This window comes from Lysinibacillus sp. NPDC093190 (assembly GCF_050280425.1).
GTDB lineage: Bacteria > Bacillota > Bacilli > Bacillales_A > Planococcaceae > Lysinibacillus.
On record NZ_JBNNVG010000012.1, the window covers coordinates 39,904 to 56,085 of the forward strand.

At 33.6% G+C, this 16,182-nt stretch carries 14 protein-coding genes; 11 read left to right on the forward strand and 3 right to left on the reverse strand.

What is annotated here, in order from left to right:
* Positions 1 to 12: 12 nt before the first annotated feature.
* On the reverse strand, positions 13 to 1,509 hold the full coding sequence (locus ACQKOF_RS11390; RefSeq protein ID WP_427556822.1) for an ABC transporter permease: 1,497 nt from the start codon (positions 1,507 to 1,509) through the stop codon (positions 13 to 15).
* A gap of 13 nt (positions 1,510 to 1,522) precedes the next feature.
* Positions 1,523 to 2,953 (reverse strand): ABC transporter permease, encoded by a 1,431-nt coding sequence (locus ACQKOF_RS11395; protein ID WP_427556824.1) that lies wholly within the window; start codon positions 2,951 to 2,953, stop codon positions 1,523 to 1,525.
* A gap of 207 nt (positions 2,954 to 3,160) precedes the next feature.
* Here ACQKOF_RS11395 and ACQKOF_RS11400 point away from each other — a divergent pair, with 207 nt between their 5' ends.
* The 9 genes from ACQKOF_RS11400 (at position 3,161) to ACQKOF_RS11440 (ending at position 12,599) form a co-directional block, all read left to right on the forward strand.
* Entirely contained in the window at positions 3,161 to 4,900 is a 1,740-nt protein-coding gene (locus ACQKOF_RS11400) for an ABC transporter ATP-binding protein (RefSeq protein WP_427556827.1), read from the forward strand.
* A gap of 284 nt (positions 4,901 to 5,184) precedes the next feature.
* On the forward strand, positions 5,185 to 5,400 hold the full coding sequence (locus ACQKOF_RS11405; RefSeq protein ID WP_427556830.1) for a hypothetical protein: 216 nt from the start codon (positions 5,185 to 5,187) through the stop codon (positions 5,398 to 5,400).
* A gap of 748 nt (positions 5,401 to 6,148) precedes the next feature.
* Positions 6,149 to 6,964, forward strand: coding sequence for a thermonuclease family protein (locus ACQKOF_RS11410; protein WP_427556832.1), 816 nt, complete (start codon positions 6,149 to 6,151; stop codon positions 6,962 to 6,964).
* An 815-nt stretch (positions 6,965 to 7,779) separates the two neighbouring features.
* Positions 7,780 to 8,310, forward strand: coding sequence for a hypothetical protein (locus ACQKOF_RS11415; RefSeq protein ID WP_427556835.1), 531 nt, complete (start codon positions 7,780 to 7,782; stop codon positions 8,308 to 8,310).
* Between the two features lie 724 nt (positions 8,311 to 9,034).
* On the forward strand, positions 9,035 to 9,664 hold the full coding sequence (locus ACQKOF_RS11420) for a phosphotransferase (RefSeq protein WP_427556837.1): 630 nt from the start codon (positions 9,035 to 9,037) through the stop codon (positions 9,662 to 9,664).
* Between the two features lie 639 nt (positions 9,665 to 10,303).
* Positions 10,304 to 10,669, forward strand: coding sequence for a thermonuclease family protein (locus ACQKOF_RS11425; protein WP_427556840.1), 366 nt, complete (start codon positions 10,304 to 10,306; stop codon positions 10,667 to 10,669).
* 408 nt (positions 10,670 to 11,077) lie between these two features.
* The gene (locus ACQKOF_RS11430) at positions 11,078 to 11,494 is read left to right on the forward strand and encodes a sigma-70 family RNA polymerase sigma factor (RefSeq protein WP_427556993.1); all 417 of its coding nucleotides are present in this window, start codon (positions 11,078 to 11,080) and stop codon (positions 11,492 to 11,494) included.
* On the forward strand, positions 11,487 to 12,161 hold the full coding sequence (locus tag ACQKOF_RS11435) for a hypothetical protein (RefSeq protein WP_427556842.1): 675 nt from the start codon (positions 11,487 to 11,489) through the stop codon (positions 12,159 to 12,161). The genes ACQKOF_RS11430 and ACQKOF_RS11435 overlap by 8 nt, the downstream gene beginning before the upstream one ends.
* 27 nt (positions 12,162 to 12,188) lie before the next feature.
* A complete protein-coding gene (locus ACQKOF_RS11440; protein WP_427556844.1) occupies positions 12,189 to 12,599 on the forward strand; it encodes a hypothetical protein in 411 nt (136 codons plus the stop codon).
* A 464-nt stretch (positions 12,600 to 13,063) separates the two neighbouring features.
* Here ACQKOF_RS11440 and ACQKOF_RS11445 read toward each other — a convergent pair whose 3' ends face one another.
* Positions 13,064 to 14,230: an MFS transporter gene (locus ACQKOF_RS11445; protein WP_427556846.1), complete on the reverse strand. Its 1,167-nt coding sequence runs from the start codon at positions 14,228 to 14,230 to the stop codon at positions 13,064 to 13,066.
* A gap of 94 nt (positions 14,231 to 14,324) precedes the next feature.
* Here ACQKOF_RS11445 and ACQKOF_RS11450 point away from each other — a divergent pair, with 94 nt between their 5' ends.
* Positions 14,325 to 14,699: a MerR family transcriptional regulator gene (locus ACQKOF_RS11450; protein WP_427556847.1), complete on the forward strand. Its 375-nt coding sequence runs from the start codon at positions 14,325 to 14,327 to the stop codon at positions 14,697 to 14,699.
* A gap of 489 nt (positions 14,700 to 15,188) precedes the next feature.
* On the forward strand, positions 15,189 to 16,169 hold the full coding sequence (locus ACQKOF_RS11455; RefSeq protein ID WP_427556849.1) for an aldo/keto reductase: 981 nt from the start codon (positions 15,189 to 15,191) through the stop codon (positions 16,167 to 16,169).
* The last annotated feature ends 13 nt before the right edge of the window (positions 16,170 to 16,182 follow it).

Genomic DNA, 16,182 nt, shown 5'->3' on the forward strand with positions numbered 1-16,182 from the left:
AAACCTCCATTATTAATTTGATTTTGGATCTAAAGCATCTCGTAACCCATCACCTAAGAAGTTAAAGGAAAGAACGAGAAGCATAATACAAAGACCTGGGAAAATAGCGACATAGGAATGCGTTTCCAGGTACGTACTACCAACTTTTAGAATATTGCCCCATTCAGGAATGTGTGGCTCAATGCCGAGCCCTAAAAAACTTAAACTACTTGTTGAAATCACAGCACCACCAATAGTTAATGTTGCTTTGACAATCATCGGTGCTAACGAGTTAGGAACAATATGCTTAAAAATAATTGCAGCATCAGATGCTCCTAATGCTCTGGCTGATTCCACAAATTCGAAATTAGAGAGCTGCATGACATTTGCGCGCATGGTACGAGCATACGTTGGAATTGCACCAACACTTAGTGCGATAATTAAATTAATCGTATTGGCACCAAACGCCGCGATAATAGCAATTGCTAGTAAAATTCCAGGAATGGCATATAAAATATCAAGACTTCGCATGATTATGTTGTCTGTCGCTTTCCCGTAATAACCTGAAAATGCTCCAAGCGTACCGCCGATTAATGCGGGTATAATCGTTGAGAAAAGTCCGACAATAAGCGATATTTGTGCACCGAAAACAATGCGAGAAAATAAATCGCGTCCGTAATTATCGGTACCTAGTGGATATTCTAACGAAGGTGTTTGTAACAATGCTCCATAGTTATTTTCAATAGCGAAGTCATAGTCAAATGTCCAAGAACTTGTTACGGACAAAGAAAACATAAATACTATGAAAAATAACCCGAAGACGGCCATCGTATTGCGTAAAATCTTTTCCCAAATTCTTTGCCATTTTTCAATTGTAGATGGATTCGCCTTTCGAGCTTTTTGAATAAGGCTATACCCTAGCAATGTTGCAAATAGATTGCCAGTCAAAGAGGCAATAAGCAGCAAAATGCCAGGTAACAGCATCCATTTCGGTGCAGCCTCGGAAGTCACAAATTTTGTACATAGAATTAACATCACGATATAAAAGATTGCAAGGAATAAGAAAAGACCCATTGCTAGTAAAAACGTATCTGTGACATACGGTTTAAATAAGTTCAGTGCTGAAATACCGATAATAAAAAACTGAGTGATGAATGCATAAGCAGCAAAAGTATATTCAGCTGTCTTACTTCTTGACATAAGCAAAAAAGCAAAAGATGTAGAAAAAATATTGCCTGAAACTATTGTCAATAACAGTGGATAACCAAGTAATCGAGTGCTTTTTTGTATGTCACTATGACTTGCTAAATCCTGTTTAATTCGTAAAGTCAGGAAACCAACATAAGCTGTGGTAATTGCATAAATGACGAAAAAGATTAAGACGATTGGTCGCCAGCTTTGAGTAGAAAAATTATAGCTATAAGCTAGAAACAATAAAGAAAACAGTAAGGAAAAGACAAATGTAAAATGTGAATTGACATATTCCTGTGTAATCTTCAAAAGTAGTTTGACATGTAAGCTGTTTTTCAATGGTGATCCCCCTTTAAGACTTCTTCATTTTTGAGCGAATGCGTGGATCGAAAAAGGCATACAAAATATCGATGAATAAATTAACGATCGAAATTGTAATAGCAATATAGACGACCCCACCGAGGATAGCTGGGATGTCCGGAATAAACTGCTTGTCAACAATATAGCTACCAATACCACTAATATTGAAAACTTTTTCTGTAACAGATGCCCCACCTAACATTCCACCAAAAAGAAGTCCAATCACTGTAATAATAGGAATCATGGCATTGCGAATAGCATGCTTTGAAATCACTTTAAATTCATTCAGGCCTTTAGCTCTCGCTGTAATAATGTAATCTTCATGTATCACCTCAAGCATACTGGATCTTGTCATACGGGCAATGGAAGCTGTAATGGATGTTCCTAAGACAATGACTGGCATTATTAAAGATAGCCAGTTTTGAGGATTATAAGTAGCTGGGAACCATTGTAGCTTTAATGCAAACGTTAAAATAAATATCAATCCTTGCCAAAAACTTGGGATGGATAATCCAATCAATGCGATAAACATAAATGTATAGTCCAAATATGAATTCGGACGAACAGCAGATATAATGCCGACCGGAATAGCAATAGCGATAGCCATTAAAAGTGATAGGATAGCTATTTCAAGTGTGATAGGAAATTTGTTTACAATGCTATGTGTAATGTTTTCTTTCCCTGCAAAGGAAGTACCTAAATCAAATGTGAATAGGCCAGATAATGCATTCCATAACTGAGATAAATATGGCTGATCCAAGCCATGAATATGATTAAAGTTAGTTATTTGCTCAGGCGTTGCCGTAACACCAAGTAAGTTTCTCGCTGGATCGAATGGCGACAAATACAAAATTGTAAACACCAATGTCGCGACACCTACAATTACAATGAAACTTTGTAGTATTCGTTCAATGACAAATTGCAGAAAGGGATTCGCAAACAATATTAGGGCTACATAAAATAAAACAGCCGGTAAAAAAGTAAGGGCTACAAAACTTTTATTTTTAAGCTGCTGACTAAAAAATTGTAAATAGGATGGATCTTCTAAACCATCCTTCAATAAATCTTGCTTTACTAACTGTTGAAGTTTTGTTTCTGCTAATTTCGAAGAAGTATCCTGTAATTGTTTTTCAGACACACATTCATGAAAGAATTTAGCTTTGGCTAATTCTTGCTCGGCAAATTTAACTTGCCATTGTGTGAACAAACCCTTTTCTTTGTAGTACAGACTTCGTTGCTCAAAAGCTTGGCGGTATAGGTACGAATGTTTTCTTTTCCGATAAGATAAGTATGTAAAAGGGTGTACTAAAATACTTAATAGAAATAGTAGCGCGTTGTAAGACTTATGGTGCATGAGCTTTTGATAAACTGAAAAAAAGAATACATGTTCCTTAGTTGAAGAACGAACTTTTGAAATAACCATGCATTTCCTCCAGACGTAAGTAAAATAATAGATTCTAAAACACATCAGCAAACCTTAGTAGCCAACTCATTTTTAGTAAGGTCCTATTGAATAGATTGCAAGAAGAAACATTTAGCAGTTTATATTGTATAATTCCTATCAGTATTGTAAAGTATGGATTATACTTAAAATTAAGTCAATCACAAAATTTACAAAAGGATGGATTGAATGAGTGAAAAGCTTCTAGAAATCAGCGATCTTCGTGTATCTTTTATTACGGGAGAGAAAGAGTTTGAGGCCGTTAAAGGCGTTAATTTTCATGTGAATAAAGGTGAAACACTCGGAATTGTAGGAGAGTCGGGTAGTGGAAAAAGTGTAACAGCTCGTTCAATTATGCGACTATTACCATCACCACCTTCATATCTAAAGTCAGGAAATATTTTGTTTAAAGGACAAGAGATTACTTCATTGAGCGAAAAACAAATGGAGGCAATCCGTGGACAAGATATTAGTATGATTTTTCAAGATCCAATGACATCCACAAATCCAACTATTCGTATTGGTGAACAAGTGGCTGAAAGTTTAATAAAGCATCAGTCGATGTCCAAAGCTGAGGCGTATAAGCAAACAATAGAGTTATTAAAGCTTGTAGGCATTCGAAATGCAGAAGAACGATATAGACAATATCCGCATGAGTTTTCAGGAGGAATGCGTCAACGTGTTATGATTGCCATGGCACTTGCTTGTCGTCCATCTTTACTAATTGCAGATGAACCGACTACAGCCCTTGATGTAACTATTCAAGCGCAAATCTTAAAATTAATGCGAGATATGCAAAAAAAGATGGGCACCTCAATCATATTAATTACACATGATTTAGGTGTTGTTGCTGGTATGTGCGATCGAATTATTGTTATGAAGGAAGGAGAGATTGTTGAGCAAGGTACAACAGAGGAAATCTTTGAAAATGCTCAACATCCTTATACTAAAAAACTATTGAATGCTTTACCGAAACTCCATGAGAAAAAGCAGCCTAAACCAATTACGAATGTACAGCTTGGAATAGATAAAAATATACCTTTAATTGAAGTGACACATCTTTCAAAGGAATTCGCATTAGGGCATGGTCAAACAGTAAAGGCCATCAATGATTTGTCGTTCCATATATACCCAGGGGAAACATTAGGTTTAGTAGGTGAATCAGGTTCAGGAAAATCAACGACAGGTCGAACTATTTTGCAGCTTCATCAGCCTACGAATGGAGAAGTCTTGTATCAAGGTGTTCCAATTACAAGACTAACGAAAAAGCAGCTTAAAGCAATGCGTCGTCATATGCAAATTATTTTCCAAGATCCATACTCCTCATTGAATCCTCGAAGAAAAATAGTAGATATTATTGGAGAAGCTATAGATATTCATAAACTCGTTAAAACGAATGGAGAACGTCAACAGCGTGTGGAGGAATTACTTGAACTTGTAGGCTTAAACAAAGAACATGCAATGCGTTATCCACATGAATTTTCAGGTGGACAGCGACAACGTATTGGCATCGCAAGAGCTTTAGCAGTGGAGCCAAATTTTATTGTTTGTGATGAACCACTTTCAGCACTTGACGTTTCTATTCAAAAGCAGATTGTAGACTTGTTAAAGGATTTACAGCAGCGCCTTGGATTGACATACTTATTTATTGCACATGATTTGTCTATGGTTAAACATATTAGCGATCGCGTAGCTGTCATGTATGGTGGGAAGATTGTAGAGCTTGCAGAAAGTGAGGAGCTGTACTCTAATCCACAGCACCCATATACACAAGCTTTATTACACTCAATACCAATTCCAGATCCAGCGATAGAAAAGCAAAAATATATGGATGCCGAAAATAAGGACATACAAACACACTATGAGATAGAAAATAGTCAGTTTGTTGAAGTATCCCCAAATCATTGGGTTGCCAAACTGTTACGATAAATTTAGATAAAACTATACAAATCTGTATAGAAGTATAGATTTATAACAACAAATACGAAAGTCGGAAGATATAAGTTGTGTCACAGTAGAGATGTCTACATTTTTTAAGAAATGTATATGTTTTTCGTATCGGTTGCCATTGCAACTACATAGCTTGAATGTAGAAGCCTGATATTTTACAATAGAAACATCGTGAAACTTTTTAGGGCTTTGATGAATTATGGATTCTTTTAGAAGCTTCCTTAAAGTGTAATGAAGATGAATAGTTGTGAGGGACCTACTACATGAAAATGCAAGATATAAAAACGTTAATTACGAGTGGTACAATCATTCTTGCTGTTGCATTGTATATGATTTTTGGCAGATCACCAGCCCAAGAAAAGGATACAACATCTACTGACCAGCATGGTACTATTTCTATTGAACAGGTTGAACAAAAAACAGGAAATAAACGCTTTGATGTAGATTATATTAAAACATATGATGGTTTATCACTATAAAACTGAACATTAAAATTTTGTACACATTAAAATCGTAAAGTGTTGATATAACTATGGTTTCATGTGAGTCTCCAAAATATACGTGTACATATTATAATTTAGTTAAATATAGATTTTAGCCATATCTTGATTAATTATATTTGTACGAAAGTGTACATATTAACTGATGTAGAATAATAATGTACCAAGTGTGATATGTAAATATTGCTTAATTATATAGTTATTATGATCTTCGGTTATTGCAACTGAAGATTTTTTAATGAGTAGGGTAATACTCTAATCACTATTGAAAAATTCTTCAGCTGAAAACAAATTAAATTTATTTTGATATTAGTGGACTATAATAGATTTAAATAAAGTATTAATAAATGTTAGAAAAGAGGTATAAAAATGAGTGACAAAGATATTAAGACGTTAATCACTAGCGGAACAATTATTTTGGCTGTTGTGTTGTATTTAATTTTTAGATAAATTTTCTGGTCTTCAGTTTATAATTTAACTGGGGATTTTTGATTTTATGAATAGGTAGGATCAGAAATTATATTATTAATAGGGAAGACAATGTTGAAACTTATAAAGTAGCTGGAAGAAATTCGTGGCAAACTAAAATGTTTGAAGTACTAAAGGTATTAGATTGGTTTATTACGGAGGCATTGTCTAACTTGGAATCATATTATTTAAATTCCTAGAAAAGGGTGTATAGGAAAATAAATAATATATTTTATCTTTAAGAAAGTAGGATACTGATTTGAAAAAATTCTTTTTAGCTTTGTTCTTTTCTACATTGCTTTTAAGTGCATGTACGGAAGAAACTAACACAGATATTATCAAAACTGAAGATATACAAGGAATTGTAGCTTCAACGAAGGAAACTGCTGAAAAGCACGATGTGAGTAAATTTGAAGAATACGAACTACAAGATATAATTGACGGCGACACAATAAGAATAAAATATAAGGGTAGCTCAGAAAAAGTACGTTTTCTTCTTGTGGATACCCCTGAGACTAATCACGAAACGTTAGGAGAGCAACCTTATGGGCCAGAAGCTAAAGAATTTGCAAAGCAGCTACTAGCTGGTCAAGATAAGGTTTATTTAGAATTTGACGTTTCATATCGTGATAAATATAAAAGGTTACTAGCATATGTTTATACTAAAGATGGTATTAGTGTTCAAGAGCAACTATTGAAAAATGGATTAGCTCGCGTGGCATATATTTATAATCCAAATACGAAGCATGTAGATTGGTTTAAATCTATTCAAAAAACTGCGCAAAAAGCTGCTATTGGCATTTGGTCAGTTGAAGACTATGTAACGAATCGTGGATACGATAAAGATGTATATTATGCTGCAATAAAAGAAGGAAAGCAGTCTAACATAAATGAGGATAAATCGAATACCAATAACAACAAGGGCAGTTGCGAAATCAAAGGAAATATTAACTCCAAAGGTAACAAAATTTTTCATATGCCAGGGCAACGTGACTATGAGAATACAGTAGCAGAGGAGATGTTCTGTACTAAAGAAGAAGCAGAAGCTGCTGGGTTTATTCCAGCGAAGCAATAAATTAGTTTAATTATTTATAGTTATTTTTCAAAAATTAATTATAGAAAGTTTGCCACAAAAAAGTGGTTGTATAATTGTATATTTAAAAATAAGGAAGAGGCTGGGACATAACTAAATGGTTCCTTCATAAAGCCGAATAATCTCTAAATTAACAACACACGATAAATAGAAAAACCGAACTATTTCGAAACACTTCATGAGCGTTTCATTGGATAGTTCGGTATTTTTGTTGGCTGAAACACTTTTGTCCCAGCCTCTTCTATTTTTACTTAGATTTATATTACCTATATTTCCCTTTACTGAAAGGAAGTCACAGGATTTTCACAGAAGATATGGCTATACTTCTCCATAGAGCAATCAAACTGATATTGAAACTGGTACAAAGACAAATATTGAAAAGATGTCGTTCAGAAAAATACAGCTAATAATATATATTACATAGCTCTAGATGCTTGTTATTAAGCAGATGGTAGTACCAAATTTGAGAAAATGAAAATCGCAAATATATTAGAAGCGTTTAATTAATTCAACTTCACTTAAGTAGAAAATCCATGGGGTATTAACTCGTGGATTTTTTTCCAAAAACATTGATCTTATGAAGGCTCAATATTATTTTTTTACTCAAGTGTATGAAAATGAGTGAAGTTTCTTCTATCTTATAATATAAATGCTCGCAGCATACTTTCAATCAATCTTTATTTGAAAGTTTTGTATAGTTAAAAGTCAAATAAGTTATTTATATTTTGAACTTTTTGCTGCTGTTCATTATAATTCGGAAGAGAACTAATGTTCTTGTTGTTTTAGGAGGATTGATTATGGGTGGTGTAAAATGGTTGTATATTTCTAAAGATAATAAAATTTATAAGATTCCTAATCCTAAAGATGGGAGGTTTAAAGAAATAAAGGAGCTTTCAGAGCAGGATGTTTTAAAGGTTATGCTGTACTACAGAACAAAAAATAGAAAGCCAGACAAACTAGTAATGGTTGAATTTGACCGAATTACTCTTGACTCACAAGGGGTGTATGAGGTGACTGATGAAAGGAAAAAAAGGATGCTACAAAATGCCTTTCAGTTTATATATAATACTCCTCAACAATTGGCAGATAACAAATCACCATTCGAGTTGCCTCTAGCACCTAGCGTTCCATCCAATATTGAAAAAAAGGCTTTATATGAATATTTAAATCAGAATTTCCCTAACTTAGGAAACGATGCTCCGACAATCGTAGAAAATGCAATAAGCTCACTAACAAAAATACATCAAAAAAAAGTTGACTTAATTAAAGAAGCTAATAAATTAAGAAAAAGTAATTTAAAATTGTACTTTGAATCAAAAAAGGTTTAATGAAATTACGGATATTTAGAAGTGGTTGATTTGGATTACAAAATATTTTGGAAGAGATATTCGGGAAACCTTTAAAGGAAATTATGTATGAAGCTTGTGTAGAAAAAGAGTTGGAGAAGTGAAATGTGCTGAATTTTACAGACGGTAACTTTTTCAAATGCCATTGCTCTCGATAATGAATTGAAGTATGTCATAACGAGAAGTTTAGTGATCTTAATATACTCTGACGTTTTTCAAGGAGTAATTCAAAAAGGATTAAAAAACCAAAATAACATAATATTTACAATTGTTCGGCCGTATAGTATCATTTTCATTCTTATTCGTTGCGAGAAAGGTGGATTGACTTTGTTAATTGAAAGTGTGATAGACCACATATCGAGCCTTAAAGGGTATTCATCTATAAAAAAGTCGAGAAAGGATACTCACCAGATAAAAAATACATAGTTACCGTCGGCCAAAATCAATACTTTATACGATTGTCTGACATACAATATCACGAAAAACGAACCATCGAATTTTCATTGCTTCAAGCATTAGAAAAACAAGGTGTACAAACACATAAAGCCATAGAATGTACTTTATTGATTGAGGATAATTTCTGTCATTGTATTAAGCTATATTGAAGGATACCCTGCTGATGAATTCATTTCGAATCTTTCTGATGTGGAGCAATTTAATATAGGTCTTGCTGCTGGGAAAGAATTAAGGAAAATTCATCAACTACATGTCCATGCCCCACAAACGATACACTGGGAAGAAGCTCAAAGAAAGAAATTCAGTTTTTTATTTAAATGAATATAAAAAAGGTAGCTATCAACTGCCGAAAGAGCATAAAATACTAAACTTTATTGAAAACAATTTCCACATTCTTAAAGATCGACCTATAGCCTTACTCCATGATGATTTTCATCTGGGCCATATCATCGTTCTAAGTAACACATACAATGGCGTAATTGATTTTAATGGCTATGATTTTGGTGACCCCTATTATAATTTTTATAATCTTTCTTTATTTAGCAGAAGACATAGTATCCCATTCTGTATTGGACAAATAAATGGTTATTTTACAGAATCTCCAGACGATACATTTTGGCGAATATATGCCCTTTATGCAGCGATGAATATCATCTCTACGATTGTGTGGACGAAAAGATATGATGAACAATCTTTTGATGATGCATTGCAAAGAATCCATCTCATTTTAGCAGATCATTACTATTTTAATTTGAATCACCATTATGGTATAAGTCCATACCTATTAGGAGGAGAAAAAATGAACCCAGTAATTGGTATTGATGTAACTAAATATGAAACGAAGTACAAGCTTTTAAGAGAATGGAAAGTCGTTTGCTAAAATTTTCTAATTAAGCATAATGTGAAGAGTTAGACAAGTTTATAGGATTTTAGGAGAGATTAGGCCGAAAACGGGGAGTAAGCAAGTTGTTAGCCTTAGTTGAATATGGCTCTTTTAATTGATCAATCTTTTTTATAAAAATTTCATACTTAGTTAGAACGATTGACACCATTTTAGTCATCGAATACTTCTTGAAGTGGGAGACTGCAACTGAATAAATATAAATATCTATTGGATTACTGTTGACAATTTAATTGATAATGATTATCATTATCGTATAAAGAATATTCCTTGACTACAATACAATGTAGAGAGGATGAACTTTAGCTACTTTTCTCCAGAGATTTGCTAGTTCATGATTACGAACCTGAAACCCCCCTTATATTTCGGGAACGTGAAAATTTCAGACGACTCACCTATGATAGGTAAGTCGTTTTTTTATGTACTTGAGCACTCGAAATCTAACAAATTTTAATGAAATAGATTGGTTATCAACTGAAGATTTAAGATACTTAAAAGGAGTAGCTGGCTCAAAGGTTTTAGCTAATGTTTTGGATAAAAATAATAATTATGTACGGATAAGTTTATGGTGATACGATTCAGGCGACAATAAATGGCAAGAAACAAAAAATTCGCCTATTGATGGTAGATACACCAGAGATGAATTATAACAAAGGTGAAGCTCAACCTTATGCTAAAGAGGCGAAGGACTATACGATTAAATTGTTAGAACACGCCAAAAAGGTTGAAGTGGTTTACGATGTTGGACCAGAAACAGATAACTATGATCGCTTATTAGCCTATGTCTTTATTGATGATGTGATGTTACAAGAATCATTACTAAAAGAAGGACTTGCAGCAGTGCGCTTTATCCATAAACCGAACAATACGTTTGAGGATGAGTTTAGAGAAATCCAGCAAGATGCAGAAAAAGCAAAATTAAATATTTGGTCACATCAAAATTACTTCCAAACAGATGGTTTCCATCCGGAAGTATTAAAATAAAGGTTATCAATCAAGGGACTGTCCCAAAAGGCAATGAAAAATGCCTTTTGAGACAGTCCTTTCTTTATTCAAAATATATAATAGTAAAAAAAGTGAAGCTTATAAGAGTTTGTCAAAAAGCTGCACTTTATTTTTGTTCGTCACTGAAAGTTGGGGGTGGATGACATGCTGTTAAAACGTATGTCATGTGACTAAGTTATTGAAATCGCCCAGTCGGAACGGAAATCAATCTAAAGTTATCGTGATGAGCATTTTTTATAAAAATCGAAACGGTGCACTTTTTACATCCGTCTAGTTTAATGAGGTGGTGAATGTTGGATGGATTTTGATGAGGTAGCAAGAGAGTACATGAAGGATTTATTCAAAATTGCATATTCATATGTTAAAAATTTCTAATTATCTGAAGATATTGTACAGGATGTCCTAATAAAAGCTTTTGAGCGACAAGAACAGTTCCGTGGAGAATCGAATTACAGAACTTATTTAATTCGTATGACCATTAATCGCAGTTACGATATATTACGAAGTTGGTCTTACCGCAATTATCAATTAACAAATACTTTTACATCATTCTTTAATCATTCAAAGTCAACCGAAGATTTAGTTGAGGAAAGGAATAGTAACAAAGAGCTCTACGAACATGTATTTAATTTATCAGTAAAATATAGAGAAGTGATCTACTTATATTATTATTTGGATTATTCCGTTAAAGAAATAGGGATTTTACTAGATTTATCTGAAAATACGGTAAAGACTAGGCTTGTTCGGGGACGTGAAAAGTTAAAAAAGTTACTAAAAGAGGAGGAGGCGATATTCAATGAATAAAGAACAGATAAAAAAGAGTTTGGATCATTTTTTTGAAAAGAATAATCTTCCCTCCGAAAAGTCAATGGAAAGGATGTTAAATTATAAAAATCAGAAACCAAAAAAGACTCTTGCCTTACATCCTAAGAAATTATTCGGATTCATTACGACAATCGTAACAGTAAGTTGTATTATTTTTATATTAGGAGTAATTAAACCAACAGAAAGTACTGTAGATGTTACTAGTAACAAATATTCTAAAGTTCTAAAAGAATTTAATCTTGAAAAAGTCCAAATTGAACCTCTAAACAATACTTTTTTTAACGTACTTGTATATGAAATGCAATATTTCCAATCTGCATTTTGGACTAAAGAAGAGGCAATATGGCATAGTTTTGATTCGCTTATTGAGCGAACAGCAATGATGACTTTTGCTCAAAGTAAAGGTATTGAAGTTAATGATAAGGAAATTGAAGAACTTGCTAAACAAAAAAATACAGAATTTCTTCATGAATTTTCTCAAACAAAAGCAGTATCTGAATATGGTGATTTATTCAAGGCTTTAGGTATTTCAGAAAATGAATATTTTAAAGATGTTCTATATTTCAACGCGAAATATGAACTATTAGAAAGTAGACTTTTAAAAGAATTAAGTATAAGAAATAAAAATAGTGAAGAATATAATTAGCTTTACGGGAACGCTATTGATTTTTATATGGAAGTTGCTGCGGATGATATAACTAGCTTTAAAGAGGATTTTCATATAGATGAACAATTATCCGTAAAAAAACTCAAATCTTTAAAAGAACCAGTAGAAGTTTCCTTTGATTATAAAAATATATCAGCTCTAGCATTAGGCCAAAATTCGAACGGTGAATTGGAATTTATAAATCCTCGTGATACGTGGAATTATATTTTAGAAGTATATGCTGTAATACTATATAAAGTTGATGAAGGAAATGAAAAGTATATCCCATTTGCTCCAAAAACATATAATAAATACAAAGCATCTTTAAAAGAGTTTGCTGAAAATTCATCCAATGAATACCAAACAGAGGCTATACAATTACTAGAAATATTAAATATATTTAAGCATTCTTATAATGAAGATTATCAATTTGAGTAATTATTGATGTGTCAGTACAAATTTCTCGGAATGTTAAGGATAACTGGAAAAAGTAAAGTTAAATATTGGGTCACATATAAAACATACTTTCAAAGGGATGGCTTCCATCAGGGATATCATAAAAAAGAGGCTGGGACATAACTAAATGGTTCCTTCATAAAGCCGAATAATCTCTAAATTAACAAAACACGATAAATAGAAAAACCGAACTATTTCGAAACACTTCATGAGCGTTTCATTGGATAGTTCGGTATTTTTGTTGGCTGAAACACTTTTGTCCCAGCCTCTTCTGCTTTAATTAGTTATTTAGTGGATGCAGTCCTTGATTTTATATTACTTAGAGAACTTTTAGCTGGCACCACTAGTTTTTCGTCACAAATATAACGGCACCAACTTTTTAAGAGTAGTAGTTTGTTAAATTCCCCATTTTGTGTTGAAAACTGGCCGTCCTCCTATCCTTTTAGTTATAGCCCTTGAATTAAAGTATTTTCTCTACGGGTTATCATTAGCGAATAAATAGCTGAGATAAAGGCTAAAACTACCATAATACCAGCTACCCAGGTGTTGATAGTTACGGAATAGTGGTCTACAAGTAAACCACCAAAACCAGAACCTAAAGCTACTCCAAGATGTAAAAATGAAGTATTTAAACCTAATTGGATATCTGAGGAATCTGGAGCAGACTCGGCTAGATAATTTTGTACTGCTGGACTAAGAGCCCAAACCATAGCACCGTATAGTACGACAACAATCAATAAACTTATCATTGATCCGGTTGAGTAAGGTAATAGGAACAAGGAAACTGCAAAAAGTATAAGAAATGTGAGTATAGTTCTTGCTCCGCCAAATTTATCGGATGCCCAGCCACCAATCCAACCACCTGTTATTCCAGCTATACCAAAAACCAGTAAGACCATACTAATCATATTTGTTGATAAGTCCATTGTTGTTTTAAGAAAAAGCGTGAAATAAGTATAAACTATGAAATGACCAGTTAGCTCCAAAACTGATATGAGCTGGATTGATGCGATTTTTTTACTTTTTAATGTGGCTATTTGCTTAAGTAAAGGAACGGCAGGTTGTGGTGGAACCTTAGGTAAAAATTTGATGATTCCTACCATAGAAACAATACTTAAGACTGAAACTAATACAAATGTCATCCTCCAGCCAAAATTTTCACCGATAATAGTTCCCAGTGGTACACCTAACACTAATGATGCGCTTAAACCCATGAAAATTAATCCAATAGCTCTTCCTCTTAATTCTGTTGCAACAGTTTTGGCAGCCATTGTTACGGAAGTGACAACTACGATAGAGCAGCTAGCTGCAAGAATAATTCTGGCTATTAATAAGGTTGTGAAATTCGGACTAACTATAGATAAAATATTACCTCCTAGAAAAGTTAACATTGCTATGAGCAATAATTTACGTTTTTCTACTTTAGAAGTTAAAGCAATAAGTACTGGAGCCCCAAAGGCAAAAACCAATGAAAAAACTGAAACTAACTGACCGACTGCTCCTACAGAAACATGTAAATCTTCTGCAATCATGTTTATTATCCCAGCGATCACCAACTCCACTGTACCAGCAACGAATGTGGCAAGTGCTAAAACAAAAATCCCTATATTCATTAAAAATTCCTCCTAAAAAACTATTAAAAACTGAATCTAGAATCAAACATACTCCTTAGAGTGCACTATAAAGCAAGTATGTTATAATAAAAATATGGAAAAATTATTAACTATTCAGGATATATCCTTAATCACTGGTCTTAGTCCTTATACTCTACGCTACTATGAAAATATTGGTCTTTTATGTGAGATTGAAAGAGATGAAAATGGATATCGTAAATACTCAAAGGACGATATTTTATGTATAGATTTTCTCATTATGTTACGTAATACAGAAATGCCTGTAAGAGATATGAAAAAATTTGCAGACCTAAGACGTCAAGGTGATTCTACCGTTACTGAAAGACGAGAACTATTAGAAGCTCATCAAGAGAGTGTTCTTAACCAAATTAAGCAATTAGAAAATAGTTTAACTAAGATTAATGAAAAAGTTGACTACTATAAAAATTTGGAGGAAAGAGTTAAGTAATATAATCAGGCGTGTTGATTAGGAAAATATGGGTTTATTATTGAGCGATAAAAGGATTTTTTTGTTGATATTTTGCTTATGTGTGCCCATTTTTGCTGATTGTAGCGGAGGAAGCGACTCGACGCTCACCCGCAGGAAAGCGAGTAGCCCGTAGCGGAAATCAGCGTCTTTTAAACAATTAAGGTGGATAAAAACGGTTAATCAACACATCTGTAATATAATTAAATAAGTTTCTAGAGGCTGGGACAAAAGTATTTTAGCTAAAGTAAAACCCGAACAAATTTGCAAGACACTCATACGGTGTTTTGCCATTGTTCGGGTTTTCTAAATACAGTGCTTAATTTATTTGAAAGTAATTCGGCTTTCGCAAAGAGCTAATTAGTTATGTCCCAGCCTCTTTTTTTATGAGAAATGGGAAAAAATACATTTGCTTTAGAGTGCACTCTAATCGATATAATTTCATGCTGAAGAAAGATTGGAGGAGAAAAAATGAAATATCGATCTATTGGAGATTTAAGTGTTTCATCCTTAGGATTAGGGTGTATGGGAATGTCAGAATACTATGGAACTCAAAATGATGAGGAATCGATTGCTACATTGCATTACGCCTTAGAACTCGGTGTTAACTTTTTTGATACAGCTGATCAATATGGAGTGGGGAAAAACGAAGAATTAGTTGGTCAAGCATTAAAAAATGTCAGACAACAGATAAACATAGCTACCAAATTTGCTTTTGTAAGAGATGAGAGTGGGAAGGTAATTGAAGTTAACGGCAGCCCGGAATATGTAAAAAAGGCCTGTGAAGCAAGTCTAAGACGGTTAAATACTGACTACATCGATATATATTATCTACACCGTGTAGATCCCAGCGTTCCCATAGAAGAGACAGTTGGTGCTATGAAAGAATTAGTAGAAGAAGGTAAAGTACGACATATTGGGCTTTCAGAAGTATCTGTTCAAACGATAAAACGAGCACAAAAAGTACATCCTATTGCTGCATTACAAACAGAGTATTCAATTTGGACTAGAGATATTGAAGAGGAAATATTGCCCCTTTGCCGTAAACTAAATATCGCTGTTGTACCATATAGTCCTCTGGGGCGAGGGTTTTTATCTGGAAAAATTAAGTCGGTCGATAAATTCGTAGAAAACGATTTTAGAAGGAACGCACCTCGGTTTCAGGGAGGCAACTTTAATCAAAACCTTTCTTTGATTCGACAACTAGAAGAGATAGTAAACCAACTGAATATTAGTCCTGCACAACTCGCATTAACATGGTTAATGTCTAATGGGGAAGATATCATCCCTATACCAGGGACAAAAAGGAGATCCTACTTAAAAGAAAATATCGCTGCGATAGATTTTGTATTGCCAAATGATGTGAAGGATTTCATAAATAAAGCGATACCTGTAGGTTCAGCGGCTGGTGATAGATATCCTGTACATTCTATGAAACTATTAAATCAGTGAAAGAAGGGTATAT

Excerpts from the sequence above, each read along its gene's own strand:
- ACQKOF_RS11395 (WP_427556824.1), bottom strand. The coding sequence starts at position 2,953 with ATGGTTATTTCAAAAGTTCGTTCTTCAACTAAGGAACATGTATTCTTT.
- ACQKOF_RS11400 (WP_427556827.1), top strand. The coding sequence starts at position 3,161 with ATGAGTGAAAAGCTTCTAGAAATCAGCGATCTTCGTGTATCTTTTATT.
- ACQKOF_RS11405 (WP_427556830.1), top strand. The coding sequence starts at position 5,185 with ATGAAAATGCAAGATATAAAAACGTTAATTACGAGTGGTACAATCATT.
- ACQKOF_RS11415 (WP_427556835.1), top strand. The coding sequence starts at position 7,780 with ATGGGTGGTGTAAAATGGTTGTATATTTCTAAAGATAATAAAATTTAT.
- ACQKOF_RS11420 (WP_427556837.1), top strand. The coding sequence starts at position 9,035 with ATGTCCATGCCCCACAAACGATACACTGGGAAGAAGCTCAAAGAAAGA.
- ACQKOF_RS11435 (WP_427556842.1), top strand. The coding sequence starts at position 11,487 with ATGAATAAAGAACAGATAAAAAAGAGTTTGGATCATTTTTTTGAAAAG.
- ACQKOF_RS11440 (WP_427556844.1), top strand. The coding sequence starts at position 12,189 with ATGGAAGTTGCTGCGGATGATATAACTAGCTTTAAAGAGGATTTTCAT.
- ACQKOF_RS11445 (WP_427556846.1), bottom strand. The coding sequence starts at position 14,230 with ATGAATATAGGGATTTTTGTTTTAGCACTTGCCACATTCGTTGCTGGT.
- ACQKOF_RS11450 (WP_427556847.1), top strand. The coding sequence starts at position 14,325 with ATGGAAAAATTATTAACTATTCAGGATATATCCTTAATCACTGGTCTT.
- ACQKOF_RS11455 (WP_427556849.1), top strand. The coding sequence starts at position 15,189 with ATGAAATATCGATCTATTGGAGATTTAAGTGTTTCATCCTTAGGATTA.